General features: G+C 46.8%; 16 protein-coding genes. 11 read left to right on the forward strand and 5 right to left on the reverse strand.

Features of this window, described 5'->3' with window-relative positions:
• Positions 1–2 precede the first annotated feature (2 nt).
• Entirely contained in the window at positions 3–380 is a 378-nt protein-coding gene (locus tag IAE55_RS19170) for a VOC family protein (protein ID WP_200633574.1), read from the forward strand.
• Positions 381–479: 99 nt separating this feature from the next.
• Here IAE55_RS19170 and IAE55_RS19175 read toward each other — a convergent pair whose 3' ends face one another.
• Positions 480–812, reverse strand: a complete 333-nt coding sequence (locus IAE55_RS19175; protein WP_200633575.1) for a winged helix-turn-helix transcriptional regulator — start codon at positions 810–812, stop codon at positions 480–482.
• 126 nt (positions 813–938) lie between these two features.
• Here IAE55_RS19175 and IAE55_RS19180 point away from each other — a divergent pair, with 126 nt between their 5' ends.
• A complete protein-coding gene (locus tag IAE55_RS19180; protein ID WP_200633576.1) occupies positions 939–1,835 on the forward strand; it encodes an NmrA/HSCARG family protein in 897 nt (298 codons plus the stop codon).
• Positions 1,836–1,866: 31 nt separating this feature from the next.
• Here the strand turns inward: IAE55_RS19180 and IAE55_RS19185 are convergent, their stop codons facing one another.
• A complete protein-coding gene (locus IAE55_RS19185; RefSeq protein ID WP_181152743.1) occupies positions 1,867–2,760 on the reverse strand; it encodes a phosphotransferase enzyme family protein in 894 nt (297 codons plus the stop codon).
• 124 nt (positions 2,761–2,884) lie between these two features.
• Between IAE55_RS19185 and IAE55_RS19190 the strand changes: the two genes are divergently transcribed.
• Positions 2,885–4,348, forward strand: a complete 1,464-nt coding sequence (locus IAE55_RS19190; RefSeq protein ID WP_234489679.1) for an alkaline phosphatase family protein — start codon at positions 2,885–2,887, stop codon at positions 4,346–4,348.
• Between the two features lie 190 nt (positions 4,349–4,538).
• Positions 4,539–5,414, forward strand: coding sequence for an aminoglycoside phosphotransferase family protein (locus IAE55_RS19195; RefSeq protein WP_145159246.1), 876 nt, complete (start codon positions 4,539–4,541; stop codon positions 5,412–5,414).
• Positions 5,415–5,552: 138 nt separating this feature from the next.
• Here IAE55_RS19195 and IAE55_RS19200 read toward each other — a convergent pair whose 3' ends face one another.
• Positions 5,553–6,458: a LysR family transcriptional regulator gene (locus IAE55_RS19200; RefSeq protein ID WP_145159244.1), complete on the reverse strand. Its 906-nt coding sequence runs from the start codon at positions 6,456–6,458 to the stop codon at positions 5,553–5,555.
• Positions 6,459–6,596: 138 nt separating this feature from the next.
• On the opposite strand from IAE55_RS19200, the gene IAE55_RS19205 reads away from it, so the two are divergent.
• Positions 6,597–7,616: an alpha/beta fold hydrolase gene (locus IAE55_RS19205; RefSeq protein ID WP_145159242.1), complete on the forward strand. Its 1,020-nt coding sequence runs from the start codon at positions 6,597–6,599 to the stop codon at positions 7,614–7,616.
• A gap of 94 nt (positions 7,617–7,710) precedes the next feature.
• On the opposite strand, the gene IAE55_RS19210 is transcribed toward IAE55_RS19205, so the two are convergent.
• Positions 7,711–8,526 (reverse strand): nucleotidyltransferase domain-containing protein, encoded by an 816-nt coding sequence (locus tag IAE55_RS19210; RefSeq protein WP_145159240.1) that lies wholly within the window; start codon positions 8,524–8,526, stop codon positions 7,711–7,713.
• A 227-nt stretch (positions 8,527–8,753) separates the two neighbouring features.
• Between IAE55_RS19210 and IAE55_RS19215 the strand changes: the two genes are divergently transcribed.
• From IAE55_RS19215 to IAE55_RS19225, 3 genes are all read left to right on the forward strand, one after another.
• A complete protein-coding gene (locus tag IAE55_RS19215) occupies positions 8,754–9,131 on the forward strand; it encodes a BlaI/MecI/CopY family transcriptional regulator (protein WP_145159238.1) in 378 nt (125 codons plus the stop codon).
• The gene (locus IAE55_RS19220; protein WP_200633577.1) at positions 9,128–11,314 is read left to right on the forward strand and encodes a M56 family metallopeptidase; all 2,187 of its coding nucleotides are present in this window, start codon (positions 9,128–9,130) and stop codon (positions 11,312–11,314) included. Before IAE55_RS19215 ends, IAE55_RS19220 begins: the two co-directional genes overlap by 4 nt.
• A gap of 363 nt (positions 11,315–11,677) precedes the next feature.
• Complete coding sequence (locus IAE55_RS19225; RefSeq protein ID WP_325168666.1) at positions 11,678–12,898, forward strand: MFS transporter; 1,221 nt, start codon at positions 11,678–11,680, stop codon at positions 12,896–12,898.
• Between the two features lie 99 nt (positions 12,899–12,997).
• Here IAE55_RS19225 and IAE55_RS19230 read toward each other — a convergent pair whose 3' ends face one another.
• Entirely contained in the window at positions 12,998–13,402 is a 405-nt protein-coding gene (locus IAE55_RS19230; RefSeq protein ID WP_105442605.1) for a hypothetical protein, read from the reverse strand.
• Between the two features lie 266 nt (positions 13,403–13,668).
• Here IAE55_RS19230 and IAE55_RS34380 point away from each other — a divergent pair, with 266 nt between their 5' ends.
• Genes IAE55_RS34380 through IAE55_RS19240 form a run of 3 tightly spaced genes read left to right on the forward strand, consistent with a single transcriptional unit; the run spans position 13,669 to position 15,402 of the window.
• Positions 13,669–14,121, forward strand: coding sequence for a CBO0543 family protein (locus tag IAE55_RS34380; RefSeq protein ID WP_442793339.1), 453 nt, complete (start codon positions 13,669–13,671; stop codon positions 14,119–14,121).
• 22 nt (positions 14,122–14,143) lie between these two features.
• Positions 14,144–14,935, forward strand: coding sequence for a hypothetical protein (locus IAE55_RS19235; protein ID WP_200633579.1), 792 nt, complete (start codon positions 14,144–14,146; stop codon positions 14,933–14,935).
• 5 nt (positions 14,936–14,940) lie between these two features.
• Positions 14,941–15,402 carry a hypothetical protein gene (locus IAE55_RS19240; protein WP_200633580.1) on the forward strand — a complete coding sequence of 154 codons (462 nt, stop codon included), beginning with the start codon at positions 14,941–14,943 and terminating at the stop codon, positions 15,400–15,402.
• The last annotated feature ends 55 nt before the right edge of the window (positions 15,403–15,457 follow it).

Here is a 15,457-nt window from a genome sequence, read left to right on the forward strand (position 1 = left end):
GTATGAACAGCTACCTATATCAAATCCGTTTTAATGATATCCCAGTATCAAATCTGGAGTATTCGCTTGAATGGTATCAATCCTTTCTCGGATTTGATGTTCAATATAAAAATGACGATATCGGAATATTACGTCTGGAGCGCGGTCCAGAATTAATTCTTACCAGATCTGATAACAGGTCATCCAATGGAAAAATAAACATGGAAGGAAAAGCTGTTCCTATGATCGGATTCGAGACTTATCAAATCGATAAGCTCTATCGCTTTCTTCGTTCAAAAGGCGTTCCGGTTACACCCATCCGCGATGAAAGCTTTGGCCGCTTCTTTGGGTTTATTGACCCTGATGGACATATGTATTCTGTCCTGAGAGTTAATCATTAAAGCCGGCTTGCGCACAAAAGCCCGATTAACTTAATGTTAGTCGGGTTTTGTATTACTGTCCTCCCCTGCTTCTTCAAAGCACCTATGGTTGACAACTTTTTATTCATTTGAGGTGGAGCTCCATTTTTCTCCCCATTGGCGCATTTGAAAAAGTACTTCCCGATACTCTCTGCCTTTTTCCGTTAGAGAGTACTCGACGCTAATAGGATTTGTTGGGTAAACCTGACGATTTACGATTTTATAATGTTCTAAATGCCGCAAAATATCGGTTAAAGATTTGATGCTGATGGTGCTCAAATTCCGGCGCAGCTGATTAAAGCGCTGAGGTCCATAATACAATTGAGAGATTACCAGGAAGGCCCATTTGCTGCCTATCACTTGTAACGCTTCGTTAACCGCGGATAGGCATTTTTGTTCATCACTTGGGTTCAAGCAATCACTTCCTCACAAATTACTTACTATTCGTAAGTATAACTCAACAAAGTGTCTCCTTACAAAGAAATAATATATGATTTACACTTCCAATTAGTTATTCCATTACCTTGAAGGAGGAAGCATATGACTACACTTCAGAAGACGATTTTGGTTTTAGGAGCCACAGGCCAGCAAGGGGGTGCGGTAGCGGCACATCTGCTTGCTGATGGCTGGCAGGTGCGTGCTTTCACCCGTGATCCTTCAAGTAAGGCAGCCCAAACCCTTGCTCAAGCGGGTGCTCAATTGTTCCGGGGGGATTTGGGAGATCGCGTTTCACTGGATGCTGCCATGCAAGGAGTGCACGGGGTCTTCAGTGTTCAACCACCTACGTGGGAGCCAAGCGATGCAAGAACGGCCGAAGAAATTCGTTGGGGTAAAAATGCAGCCGATGCGGCGAAAGATGCCGGGGTTCAGCATTTCGTTTATTCATCGAATAGCGGTGCTGACGTACAGTCCCGCTTTCGTTATTTTGCCAAGTGGGAAATTGAACAATACATTAAGACGCTTGGTCTTCCTGCAACGATCTTGCGCCCGTCGGGATTTATGGAAAGTTACGCCAGTCCGTTTTATGGTATTCAGCACGGGACATTGGCTGAAGCCACCAACCCGGACGTGCCTGTATATTGCATAGCTGTGGATGACATCGGTGCATTCGTCAAGCTGGCCTTCAAACATCCCGGCGAATTTCTGGGCAAGACGATCGAAATCGCAGGTGACGCGCGGACTCCACCTAGCATTGCGTCAGCCATCACTCGTGCGACAGGCCGCCCGATAAGCTATGTCCAAATTCCTATAGAAACGATACGTCAGCACAACGAAACCTTGGCGCGGATCTATGAATGGTTAAACGGAGACGGCTACGAAGTCGATTTTCCTACATTGCGCAGCCTACACCCTGGTCTTATGGATTTTGACACTTGGCTGGAGAAGAAAGGGAAAGCGATGTTCGAAGTGCTTTTTCAAACGAACCAAACAAATTAAAGTTTATCATCTTGAAGTCTAACAGCCGCATTTAACGGAACGGGACGGCGTCCTGCCCCATCAACGGTGAACGCTCTAACAATTTCCTGACAATCCAGCCGTCGTCCCAAGTTCCTTCCTTCAGGTGCCTGCATGCATTCTCAATCAGCCCCGCCCACCACATCGGCGTGATCAGTTCCCACTCCTCAGGCTCAAGAGGTGATACTTCATCATACCCATAAATAACCTCGTCGTACTTTCCCCGCCAAGAAAGAGCAAAGTCGCCTACTCGATGATCCCAGTGCGCAAGCTCAAAATCGAGTATGCCGGAGAGCTTCCCATCCTGGAATCGCAGGTTCCAGGGTGTAAAATCCCCGTGGATCACGATCCCGGGTCTGGAATGAAGTTTCAGCTCCTCCACCCGCCTGCGGGCACGCTCCAAATGCCACCGCAGAATTCGTATTTCCTCAGGGCGCTGCTTTTCATTTCGTGACAGCAATCGATCCAGCTCGGAGTCAAATAGAATCTCTTCGCACCGCCGCCAATCCTTGCGCTGACCGATTCCACTGAGTTTGCCAAGGTCAGAGTGAAACTGGGCCATAAGCCGCCCCCTTGCACGCTGTTCGACCGCCCGATTGTCCACAGATGGCGGTTCACCGTAAAGATAAGGGAACAAACCCCAGATATACCCATCCATCTCGAACGGCCCTTCAATAACAGCTGCCACAGGCCATCCAAGCTCGGCTATGCTTTTAAGCAATTTCACCTCATAATCGATCTCATCCAAATGAGTTTCTTTGTACCAGCGCCGTAATACAAGGTGGTCGTTCTTGAAATTTATCAGCCAGTGCTGGTTGAGTCTCCCACCCAATGGAGAGGCCTCTTTGATATGAAACTGTTCAAAAAGCTTATCCAATGGCAGCGCCAAATCCGCACGATCGCTCACTTCTACTCCCCCTTCTATCGGATGTCATCCTACATGACATTCCACTTGCCGAATATTTTGAATACTGATAGCAAATAATGTGGCTTAAGAATAGGCTTGCAGAAAAAATTGGCAGGTGAACAGGTTGCAGCACATTATCTTCATTTGTGTCGATACGTTAATGAGCCAGTCGATTGATAAGGGAATCGAGCAAAACAAACTTCCAACTTTTCAGTTCTTGATGGAACATGGTCAATACTATAGGAATGTCGTTACCTCATTTCCGACGATGTCCGTGTCGATTGACTGCACGCTGCTGACGGGAACGTATCCGGATGAACATCGTGTACCGGGACTGGTCTGGTACTCAACACAAGACAAGAAAGTCATTAATTATGGCAGTGGGTTTTGGGAAATCTACAAGAACGGAATCAACCAATATTTGAATGATGCCTTAATCCGTATGAACGGCGACCACTTGAATCCTCAAATACCGACCATTTTTGAAGAATTGAACCGTATGGGGCTACAATCGGGGTCCGTTAATGGCTTGATCTATCGGGGAAGCGCGGATCACCAGCTGAATTTTCCTTTTTGGCTTCATATGCCGACAGCGTTACCTAAAAATGTCACGGTCAAAGGTCCGGATTTGTTTGCCTATGGAGCATTTTCAAATCCGCTGAAAAGCGTGAAAAGGTTGCCGGTGAGCCCCATCGGTAAGTTCGGCTTTAACAATGAATATGCGCTCCAAATGGTGACGCATCTCATTCAAAACGAGCAATTGCCTCATTTTCTATATGTCTATTTCCCAGATCTGGACCAAAAAATACATAAAAAAGGTCCGTCGGATTTGGATGGCGTGATCCGCACCGATCACCAATTAAAGACCTTGCTGCAGGCATTTGGTTCACCGGAAGAGGCTCTGGAAAAAGCCGTAATCATCATCATGGGGGATAACGGAATGGCTCACGTCCACCCGAAAAATCGCCAACCGGTAATTGATTTAGGGCAAATCTTGAACGGGTACCGCATTTTACGGCAGGGAGGCGCCGTCACGGACCAGACCGAGCTTATTCTTGCCATCAATGATAGAATGGCTTATCTGTACAAGCTAACCTCACAATATTCTTTTGAGCAAATATCAGAGGTATTGAAGGCTGACCCGAGAATCGATATATTGGCTTGGAAAGATGATGATTGGATTCGCGTTGTTCGATCAGGATCATCCAAGAAATTTGCCTATCGGTCACAAGGAGACACGGTTGATCCCTATCATCAATCATGGACATTGGCCGAAGATCCCGAAGTGCTTGATTTACAAATCAATACCCAAAAGAATACGGTGGACTATGGACATTATCCCGATGTTCTCCGGCGATTGTTCGCTGCCTTACATTCACATCATGGGGAGTACATGGTCGTAACCGCAAAGCCGGGATATGAACTGAAGTACGGCAGTTCACCCACGCATATAGGAGGCGCAGGGCACGGGGGCATAAGTCAAGCGGAGTCGCTTGTTCCTCTAATGATTGCCGGTACAGACCATAAACCGGAGTCACTGCGGGTCGTCGATTTAAAATCTTATTTTCTTCAAATTTTAAAGGGTTGAGCTGATTATAATATTGCTCTCCACCAGGGTGACTGTTCTGATTTCATAGAGACATGATCAAAAATAGCGATAGCCGGGCTATACATGTCCCGGTTTTTTTACGTTCTTATTTCTTGGTCTCTCCAACCCTTGAGGAGATGCAGGTGAAAGGTTATAATTTGATTACCATTTTTTAGAAAGCGGTGAGAAGATGGAGATTACCATTGAGCTGGTACGCCGATTAATCGACAGCCAATTTCCGGAATGGGCGAATTTAGAGATAAAGCATGTAGAAAAAAGCGGCCACGATAACCGTACCTTCCGGCTGGGCAGTGAAATGACCGTCCGTTTACCAAGTCATGAACGCTACGCCTCGGCTGTTGAAAAAGAACTGACCTGGCTTCCCGTTTTCAAACCGCTTCTTTCCGTCCCCATTCCGGTTCCGGTTGCAAAAGGAGCGCCCACGGACGAATATCCTCTTCCCTGGTCCGTTAACCGTTGGATTGACGGCGACACGGTCACGCATAACAACATATCCGATCACAACCAATTTGCCGAAGACCTCGCCCGTTTTTTACAAGAGTTGGAGGCGATCGACGCAAGCCGCGGCGTCCCGGCAGGGGTCCAGAACTTTCATCGAGGGGGAAATCTTGCGGTATATGATGATGATACAAGAACGATCATCGAAAAGCTATCCGGTCAATACGATCACAACCTGCTAACGGAAATATGGGAGCTTGCCCTTGCGACAAGATACCGATCAGAGCCGCTATGGCTGCATGGTGATGTTGCCGTAGGCAATTTGCTGGTGAGGGATGGTCGACTGTGCGGCGTTATTGATTTTGGAACGATGGGCGTAGGCGATCCTTCGAGCGACCTTGTGATGGCCTGGAACTTTTTTGATGAAGCCAGCCGCGACCTGTTCCTGAAACGGATGGATTTTGATGTGGACACCATTCATCGCGCTCGCGGCTGGGCCCTATGGAAAGGGCTCATCACCTATGATTGGAATGAAAAGGGCTCGGAAGCTGCGGATTGGGGAAAGCATGTGGTGGACACCATTGTCCAGGACTACAAGCGGCTATAAGAATGGAACCTATATGCCTCTAGCCACGCCCTTCTATCCATATGATACGTCCCCCAACGATCCATTTTAACCAAACAAGTTCTTGTCTTTCGATAAAGACGAGAACTTGTTTTTTTGTTTAATAAATAGTTCCGCGAGCTACACGGCATGAATAGGGGAATTTGCAAGTACTTCCCCTGCCGTTTCTATAAAAGATTCTATAATTGGTGAGAGCCACTTGTCTTTATGCCAAGACATCTGGGTATACACTTGCAGATCCGGAATTTCCCATGGAAGAGCAACAAGGTCGCCCCGTTCAACTTCAGCTTCCGTTACGATTTCAGGAAGAAAGGCAATGCCGATTCCCGAAACGGCGCATTGTTTAATAGCTTCAGCACTTTGAAACTCTAGATACGTAATACTATCTATCCCCTCTTTCTCAAATGACCGGTCGAACATGGTTCTGTAAGGACAACCCTTTTCATTCGTCAGGAAGACTTCTCCATGAAAATCATCCAGCTGCAGCAGGTTTCTTTTTGCGAGAGGATGGTCGGGAGCAGCAAAAAGGCGGAACGTCTCTTCCACCAACGGTTCCACGGCAAGTCCGCTCGAGCGAATGGGCTCGTCCAGCATAAAGACGACGTCGGCAGTTCCCTCAAATAGTGCTTGCTTGAGCTCTAGATTTGGAACGGAGCGGAAGATCAGACGAACCCCCGGATGCTTCGAGCGAAATCGTTGAAAGACAGCTGGGAGCCGATAGGCGCATACGACCTCATTGGCACTGATCGTCAGGGTGCCGGTTAAATCTTCATTGTCATGAACGGCGCCGCGAGCTTCGTCCAGCTTGTCCAGAACACCTTGAATGTGAGTTAAAAAGCGTTTCCCCGCCGTCGTGAGAACAAGCTGCCTGCCCAAGCGGTCAAAGAGGCGAACTCCAAGCTCATCTTCCAATGCTTTTATTTGCATCGTGACGTTGGAAGGGACGTAGTTTAGCACTTCCGCAGCCCGACTGAAATTCAATGTGGATGCAACCGTACGGAACGTATTCAGCTGGCGCAATTCCATCACATGCTCCCCTTTCATATTCAAAAATATTGAACACTGCTTTGAATTCTATTCACTTTTATTGAGAGTAACACAGAACTATACTGACAACAAGCAATACAATCTATTGGTTTCATTTTGAAAGGAGCAAACGATATGATGGATTATGAAATTTTTGATTTGGGTGACGTAACCTTGCAATCGGGAGTAACGTTACCGAGCGCATTTCTCGCTTATAAGACTTATGGCCAATTGAATGAGAAAAAAGATAATGTCATCGTCTATCCAACGGCTTTTGGCGACCAGCACGTTCAGAATGAATGGTTGATTGGGAACGGCATGGCATTGGATCCGCAGAAATATTTCATTATCGTTCCGAATCTATTGGGCAACGGATTATCTTCCTCTCCTAGCAACACGCCACCTCCATTCGACCGGGCGAATTTTCCGCAGGTAACCATCTATGACAACGTTACATTCCAGCATCGGCTGGTGACCGAAAAATTCGGCATTCAGAAGATCGCCCTCGTTGTCGGTTGGTCCATGGGAGGTATTCAAGCCTTCCAATGGGGAGCAAGCTATCCCGACATGGTGGAACGAATGGCGCCTATTGCCGGTATGGCCAAGACTTGGCCGCAAACGTATTTGGTCCTGAAGGGAATGAAGGCTCCGCTCATGGCTGCCGCCCGCTTCGATTCAAGTAAGCTAAACCAGTTGACTTCCGCTGACATGCGCGCCGTTGGCCATGTTTATGCGGGATGGGGGTTATCGCAGGCGTTTTACAGAGAGGGGCTTTATCGGGAGATGGGATTTGACTCAGTGGCAGATTTTATGGCCGGCGTGTGGGAGGATAGCTTTATGAAAATGGATCCGCACAATGTCCTGGCCATGTTACGGACGGGAATACATGCAGATATTAGTGCGAACCCCACCTATAACGGGGATTTCGAGAAGGCGCTCAGAAGCATTCAAGCGCTCGCCTACGTCATGCCGGGGAGCACGGATCTTTTCTGCCCGGCGGACGACAACAAATACGAGGCTGAGCTTATGCCGCATGCCGTCTTTAAACCGATCGAGTCGATCTGGGGCCATTTTGCCGGCCGCGGAATCAACCCTGCCGATAATCAATTTATTGATGACAACTTAAAACACTTGTTGGCGATGAGTACAAATGAATAGATTATTAAATTCATGACGCCTCATCGAACAAACCCTTGTGAGAGTAACAACAGCAGCCGATCCGTTGGATCGGCTGCTGTTGTGTTATGCTGCGCTATAGTTTCCGTTCGTTGAACGAGCTGCCATTGGAGTTTTCTGAATAGATACCGTCAAGAAACTCGATGGAGACGCGTTCTGCTTCGTTCCTTGGCACAATTTCCGAACCTTGGCGTAGACGCTGATACATCTTAATCGTATTTTTTAGCGCATGATAGCAGCTTTCAAAGCTATGGATAGGGATCGTTCCTTGTAATTCCTCCATTTCCTTGACGGCATACTTTTCGAGCTTTCGAACTCCTCTCGGGGAACGACCGTTGCGGATGAGTACCAATGGTCCTAACACTGTATTCCGCATAAATGTTATCGTATCGATCACTTCAAATAATTCGCCTCTCCCTAATTTTGCAGCACAGTAATGAACCCATACCCAGAAGCGATCTTCGATCCATTGAGGCTGAGGGGTGGGGAAAGATGCACTTGTATTATTGAGTTTTGTTGAAATTCCACTCCCCCTCTCCCAAAGAATCAGTGGGTTCTCGACCCGGGATTCGAGCTCTTCCAAATGAACAAATTTTAAATCGACATGGAGAGGGGCTGGTCCATATAAACAAATAAGCAATCGGGGTTCCCCAACATGCTCGCCTGTGAATGCAGACAGTAAATGACCAAGCCTTTCGGCAAATTGGATGCGCTGTTCCATGATCTCTTTTTGAAAAGCATCGTTGTAGACGATAATTAAATCCAGATCACTATACTCATCCATTTCTCCATACATCATAGATCCGCCCGCGAGCAGGCCCATAAAACGTTGATCTTTGCTTACATGTTCAATCGCTTGTTTAATGAATCGATCGTGTAAAGGTAACTTCATGCCAAGCACCCCTTAATTTGTGACCCATAAAATGGGTATTATTACAAAATAACATTTACAAAGATTGATCGTCAACTGTATGCCGTTGTCAAGGATGCGGGCGTTAAAAGTATGAGTATTTTGTTGCGTTCGGGGGCTCAATTTAAGCTTGACACGTTACGTTTACACTCGTAAACTTTAAATATCGTTTACAGCTGTAAACAAAAAAACCAAGAAAGGTGAATACCATGCACGAATCCCCGCACATTACCGAAGCCGAAAGCGAAGTGATGAAGCTTCTCTGGCAAAAGGAGCCTATGTCCGCAAGCGAGATCATTTCTGAATTAACCCAGCAAATGCAATGGTCAGACCAGACAGTTAAAACCTTCCTGAATAGGCTTCACAAAAAAAAGGCCATTCGATTTGAAAAGTCCGGCCGGAATTACCTCTACTATCCGCTAGTTTCGCATGATGAATACTTGAAAGCCGAGAATCGCTCATTCCTGAATAGAGTTTATAAAGGAGCTGTAGGGATGCTGTGCGCAAAATTTCTCGAAGAAGAGGCACTTTCGGAGAAAGATATTGAGGAGCTTCAACAAATCTTGGAGAACAAGAAGAAGTCATGAAGTATCTGGAAACGGCCTTCTCTCTTCTGTTCACAGCGTCAGTGGCATCGACGGTAATCCTACTGTTATTGCTTATAATCCGGAAGCTGTTCCAAAAGCATCTTAAACCTAGAGTTGTTTATATATTGTGGTTTCTTGTGTTGATTAAGCTTCTGGTTCCCATTGCTCCGCAGAGTCCGATGAGCCTGTTTAATGTGCTGCCGCAAATGTTCCCGATGGAACGAAATTCGGATAGTATACAACCTACTCATCAAAGTGAGAACGGATCAAGTACGGAAATTCAATACAATGAAACGGATGTAAAAAAACAGCTTCCTGAACTCACTCCAAATCCGGCGGAGGAACTTGGGTCTTCCTTCGTAACACGTTCTTCTCAAGACCATTCCACAGGCACTACGAATGGACTGACTTGGCTATCGATCGGCTCGCTGGTATGGCTTGTAGTGCTTCTATGCGTAGGAGGATATTACCTGCTGAGCGCGCTCATTTTCAGAAGAAGAGTTGGAAACTCCTTACAGATTGAGGACACTAAAGTACTCAACGTTCTTGAAGCGTGTAAACGAAAGTTGAATATAAAAAAACGAATATACGCCTATGAAACAAGCCATCTTCGCAGCCCTTGTCTTTATGGCTTATGGAAGCCAAGGATTTATTTGCCCGAAGATATCAGCACGATCGCCGATTCAAATCAGCTAACGCATATCCTGATGCATGAGCTGATTCACTACAAGCGTAAGGACCTATGGTTCAACTCTCTGTGGGCTCTTTCCGTAGGAATGCATTGGTACAACCCTTTGGTGTGGCTTACCGTTAGAAAGATGAAAGCCGATCAGGAGGTGGCCTGCGACGCAAGAGTTCTTGAAACATTGGGAGAGCGTGAAGCTTTGTCTTATGGCAAGACCTTACTCATGCTGTCGCGTTCATTTTCCCAACAACCTCCTCCTGGCATCAACCTGTCGCATTTTGGGGACAGCAAATATGAAGCGAAACGGAGAATGAAGATGATTACCAAGTTTAAGGAAGGTTCGTACAAGCTATCCGCCGCTGCGATTCTTTTGGTTATGGTCTTGGGCGCCATCTTGCTCACCAATGCGTCGGATGCCGGGAAGGATACTAAGTTGGATATGGTGGAACCATCCGTAAACACTGGTTTGAATCTATATCCTACATACAACGACAGTTTCAGATGGTTTCATAGTATCGATCAGGCACTTGATTTTCCGAAGTATAACTATAAAGTACCTGACTATCTTCCTGAAGGTTATCAATTTGAGGCTATCACATATTTTAAAAAAGTCACCAACATTCATGATACCGATCCTATTATCGACGGAGTATCCGTTACTTTTGTATCTAACTTTGGCCAAAAAAATGAACAAACCATAGAGGTCAAGGCTTCCAAGGGCAAGGGAAATTTGTTTGAGGAAGGTGAATTGCGGGGAGCTCCTTATTCTCAGATTCCCCCAAATCCGAACAAGCCGCTTGAATACCGACAGGAAGAAGTGACGATCGGCAATGTCAAAGGTACTTTATTCACGGATATGAGACGCGACAAGAAAAGGCCGGAAACCGGCAGAAGCTTCTATTGGCAGGATGACCACGTATGGTACGCAATCGATTATTACAGCGAGTATATGTCGCAGGAAGATCCGACAAAAATGGTGCAATCTTTTGTTATGCCGAAGGAAGTACAGCATGTCCACTACGACGGAGCTGGAAACTCATTTCCCCTGTATGATGAGAAAGATTTGCTTGCGGCGAAGAACATTCTCGGCTTTAAGGTGAAAATCCCTCAGGAATTGCCCGAACATAAACTGAGCGGTTCGGTACTGCTTAGAGCCGGCGACCAGAATACCATGTATGGTTTCAGACAAGCGGCGGACGCACTATGGACAACTTATCACGGACCTTCCGATTCCTCAACCGTTGTCTCGCTATATCAGAGCAAAGAGCCGCTTTTCGACGCGTCCCAACTCTCGCTCACCCGGACAATGGAGTTGGACGGCGTCGAAGTTTCGGCTTATGAAGACAAGAATCATGTCTACTTATCATCAGACGATAACATTAAACTTCCTTATTACTTATGGAAGCAAAACGATATTTATTATACTGCCGTTTTCTGGGGCATGGACAAACTCCCGGAAGACAGCCTGAAAGCTATGATTTCTGCTCCATTGCAATAGTCCCTAGGGAAAAGGTAACTTTCGGAAATAGCACGAATAATAAGCAAGCCCCTCTCGATCATTATCGTGAGGGGCTTCCTTGTAATCTTCACATTATAGTTCGCCGTTACTTAAGATCCGGTTTACTTAAACATCCCCTAAACTTTGAATCGTTCAAGTAACATATGCCTCACATCTCCAGTGGCCTCCAAGTATAAGACAGCCTTGGCGGTTCTGAGAATGTTTTTCTCCCCCTCCCTTCCTTCTTTTTTTCATTTCATATAAAATGAATTAGCACTATGTAAGCAAATACATAGTTTCGCTTTACGGAAACTATACGTTCGGCATTTTTTCCACAACAAGAAAGGATGACTTGCATTGAATGTGAACACTTCGTCCGTGCTCCATAACCGCTCATTTTTGCACCTATGGATCGCGCGGATTTTCTCGGCCAGCGCTTTTCAAATTTTGTCAGTCGTCATTGGTTGGCAGATGTACGCACTGACAGACAGCGCCTTTCAGCTCGGCTTTGTCGGGCTTGCCCAGTTCCTGCCTATGCTGCTGCTGACGCTGCCGGCCGGGCAGACGGCAGACCGCTATGATCGCCGTACCATCGTTTATATTTGCCAACTCATAGAGTGCGTTGTCGTCGTCTTTCTCGTCATCAGCAGCATTGAGGGCTGGATCACCTCTGTCCATTTGTTGATCGCCGCTGCCATTCTCGGCGCTTGCCGTACCTTCGAAGGCCCGGCTTCTGCCGCCCTCGTGCCGGATATCGTCGACCGCGAGCAGCTGCCGCAGGCAGCAGCCTGGTCCGCCTCGGGGATGCAAACGGCGATGATCGTCGGCCCGTCGCTCGGAGGCGTACTCGTGATCTGGGGCATCTCTACGGCCTACATCACAACGCTGGTCGCGCTCCTAATATCCGTCGTGTTGATTTTCTTCGTGAAGACCGTTCATTTCGTTAAAAAGCTGGATGCCGTCGGGATCGACACCTTTTTCAGCGGTCTGCGGTTCGTATTCGCCCGTAAAATCATCCTGGGCACCATCTCGCTCGATCTGTTCGCCGTTCTGCTCGGAGGCGCGACGGCATTGCTGCCCATCTTTGCCGACGAAATCCTGAAGACCGGTCCGACCGGTCTCGGCCTGCTTCGCGCAGCGCCAGCAGTCGGCGCGATCGTTGTTTCGCTGATTCTTACGCGAATTTCGATTGAGAAAGCCATTGGCAAAACGCTGTTTGCCTCGCTCGTGGTGTTCGCCTTGGCGACCATCCTGTTTGGCATTTCCCGCAGCATCTGGCTTTCGCTCTTCGCGTTGTTTCTCACCGGCGCAGCCGACGTCGTCAGCGTCGTGATCCGTTCGACGCTTGTACAGGTGAACACGCCCCAAGAGATGCAGGGCCGGGTCAATGCCGTTAACTCGCTCTTCATCGGCACCTCCAATCAGCTCGGCGAATTCGAATCCGGTACGATGGCCGGGTTGGTCGGTGCCGTGCCGGCAACCATCATCGGCGGCGTTGGCACCCTAGCTGTTGCCGTAATCTGGATGTATTGGCTTTTCCCTGTTCTTCGGAACCTGAAGACGTACTCGACGGAAGAAGGGTAAAAAACTGCATTACATCTTACAATATAATAGAAGCATCTAAACTCAAAAACCTTCAATCCATGCCACAACGGATTGAAGGTTTTCGCTTTGGTGCGGTTCTTACTCCTCTTCGCTTTCGCAAGTCACTTCAGTAAATATATTTAATGGAAAAATGGTAGGCACTCTTCGGCCCGGGGTCTGGACAAACTCGACAAACCCCCGACCCACGCGGATTAATATCCCGTTCAGTTCGCCGATATCTTCTGCGGTGGCCGTCAAGTCAAAGGGTTTCGTCCGTACAACCCTTTCGTTCGTGACGATATAAAAGGAGGTTTGGATTGCGACTACAGTCTTGCCAACTGTAAACGAGGACTTGGTCACATTGGAGAGCTTGCCTGTCGTTTTGGTCAATCTTGGAAACCCGGGCTGGAACACCGTCACCGTTCGTCCCACAAGCGCCTGCAAGCGCTGCACCAATGTAATATTCTGTGGAGCGGGACAGCCGTGAATATTGTTGTTCCCCATCATATCTCCTCCTTAATCATCATAAGTTGACTCTATTAATGTATGCTGTCCCTATGGTAATGCTTGGGTAGAAACACGACCCGACCAAAAGTATGATCTTTTGGGGAGACTAGTAATGCCCAACAAAAATCCGATAAGTCCTTGGCACCATCGCCGAGGGCTTTTTACTGTCTTCAGTGAAGGGGGTTTATAATCATCTGAATCATCCCATAATGCTAATCAGGCACAGAACTGCGCCGGATCAAAATGGGAAGTGGTCAATAAGCATGGTCTATGTATTTGTATTTTTTTTATTTCTGAACATTGTGTCTTTTGCTGTCCCCAAAAATTTAAGCAGGATTGAGGTTTATGCGACTTCTTTTTTTGCCTACGCATTCGGTCTTACAACGGATGTGGTGTTCGACCTGCATTATGATCTCTATGGTTATCTGTCCCCTGGCTTCCAGTGGCTGTCAATGTTGGCGATTATCATGTATTTCCCATCCGTCAGCTTTCTGTTCTTGAATTTCTTCCCTTTCCATAAGAGAATGCGGTTCAAAATGATATATATTATTGTGTGGTCAGTATTTTCTACCAGCTTTGAATGGCTAACTTTGCAGACTGACTTTTTTTATTATAACGGTTGGAAGCTGTGGTATTCAGCTGTGTTATATCCCTTTATATTCTTAATTCTTGTGTATAATCTGAAACTCGTGAGAAGGCAAATAGCCAATCGTTAAGTGTATTTATGGAGGAAAGTTCGTGGATAATTACAGGAATGTCGAAAACAAATTCCGCCGCTACAAAGCCCATATTTCCATTGCCGGTACCACCCAGTTTCATATCCGCAATCCGTATGTCATTGCTTGGTGGTCTGCGGCCTTTCCTGGTTTTGGGCACCTCCTGTTAAGCAAATATTTACGTGGGTTCACCTTGTTTATGTGGGAAGTGATTGTCAATTACAACGCAAAGATTAATCTGGCGATAGTACATTCGTTTTGCGGGAATATTGAGGCAGCGAAAGAGGTCCTGGAACCAAGGTGGATGCTCATGTATATCCCGGTTTATTTGTTTGGCATATGGGATAGTTACCGGACATCGGTCGATATGAACAAAGTGTTTTTACTCGCGGAAAAAGAAAACGCTCCGTTTAACTCCTTTACCATCGGAGCGATGGAAATCAATTATTTGGATAAACGACAACCCGTTATGTCAGCCATCTGGTCCTTATTTATGCCAGGGCTTGGACAGCTGCACATTCACCGCATCGTCACCGCATTTTTCTCACTTGCTTGGACGATCGCATTTTTATATTTCTCCAAACTGCTTCTGTCCGTCCAATACCTGTTCCTTGGTCAATTAACGGAATCAACGGCCGTGCTTGACAAACAATGGCTGCTGTTTATGCCCTCCATGTGGGGATTTGCAGCGTACGATTCGTATGCAAACACCGTGGAAAACAACAAGCTGTTTAACAACGAGCAGAAGAGCTTCCTGATCAAGCATTACCAAAGCCCTTCGTTTCAAGTAAAAAAGGGAAAGGTAGTGAAATAAACCCGATGGTACAGATATTTTCAACGTTTGAGCATTCCACCAATTTGGAATTAGCGATCACGGTTCTGGAGAAAAACGGAATCCATAAAGAGAACATTTTCGCTGTACCCTTAACGAACCGCAAAACGGAGCGGAGATTGTTTGACAGTATCCACAACGCGGACGGCATTTCGTTGATCAGCACTGGAGCAGCGCTTGGAACAGCGTTTGCCGTCATTGGTGCCAGTGTCGGGTTTAAGCTGGCTTGGGGGCCGATCTACTGCGGCCTGATTGGCACGTCTGTTGGTTTTATCCTTGGGGTTTGCATCGACTTGTTCTACTACAAAGTCATTAAAAAGCAGCGGCGTCTGTTACGGGGCAAAAATTCGGAAGTGATCCTCTTGATTGAGTGTGAGGAGGAGCAGGCTGATACAGTGGAAGATATTTTATGGCATCATTATGCATTTGGAACAGCAAGGGTCGTTTAAGAAAATACAAAAAGCCGCAACCATGCGGCTTTTTTCGCCCCACAAATCCACTAAG

This window comes from Paenibacillus sp. S28 (genome assembly GCF_016624415.1).
Taxonomy (GTDB): domain Bacteria; phylum Bacillota; class Bacilli; order Paenibacillales; family Paenibacillaceae; genus Paenibacillus_AQ; species Paenibacillus_AQ favisporus.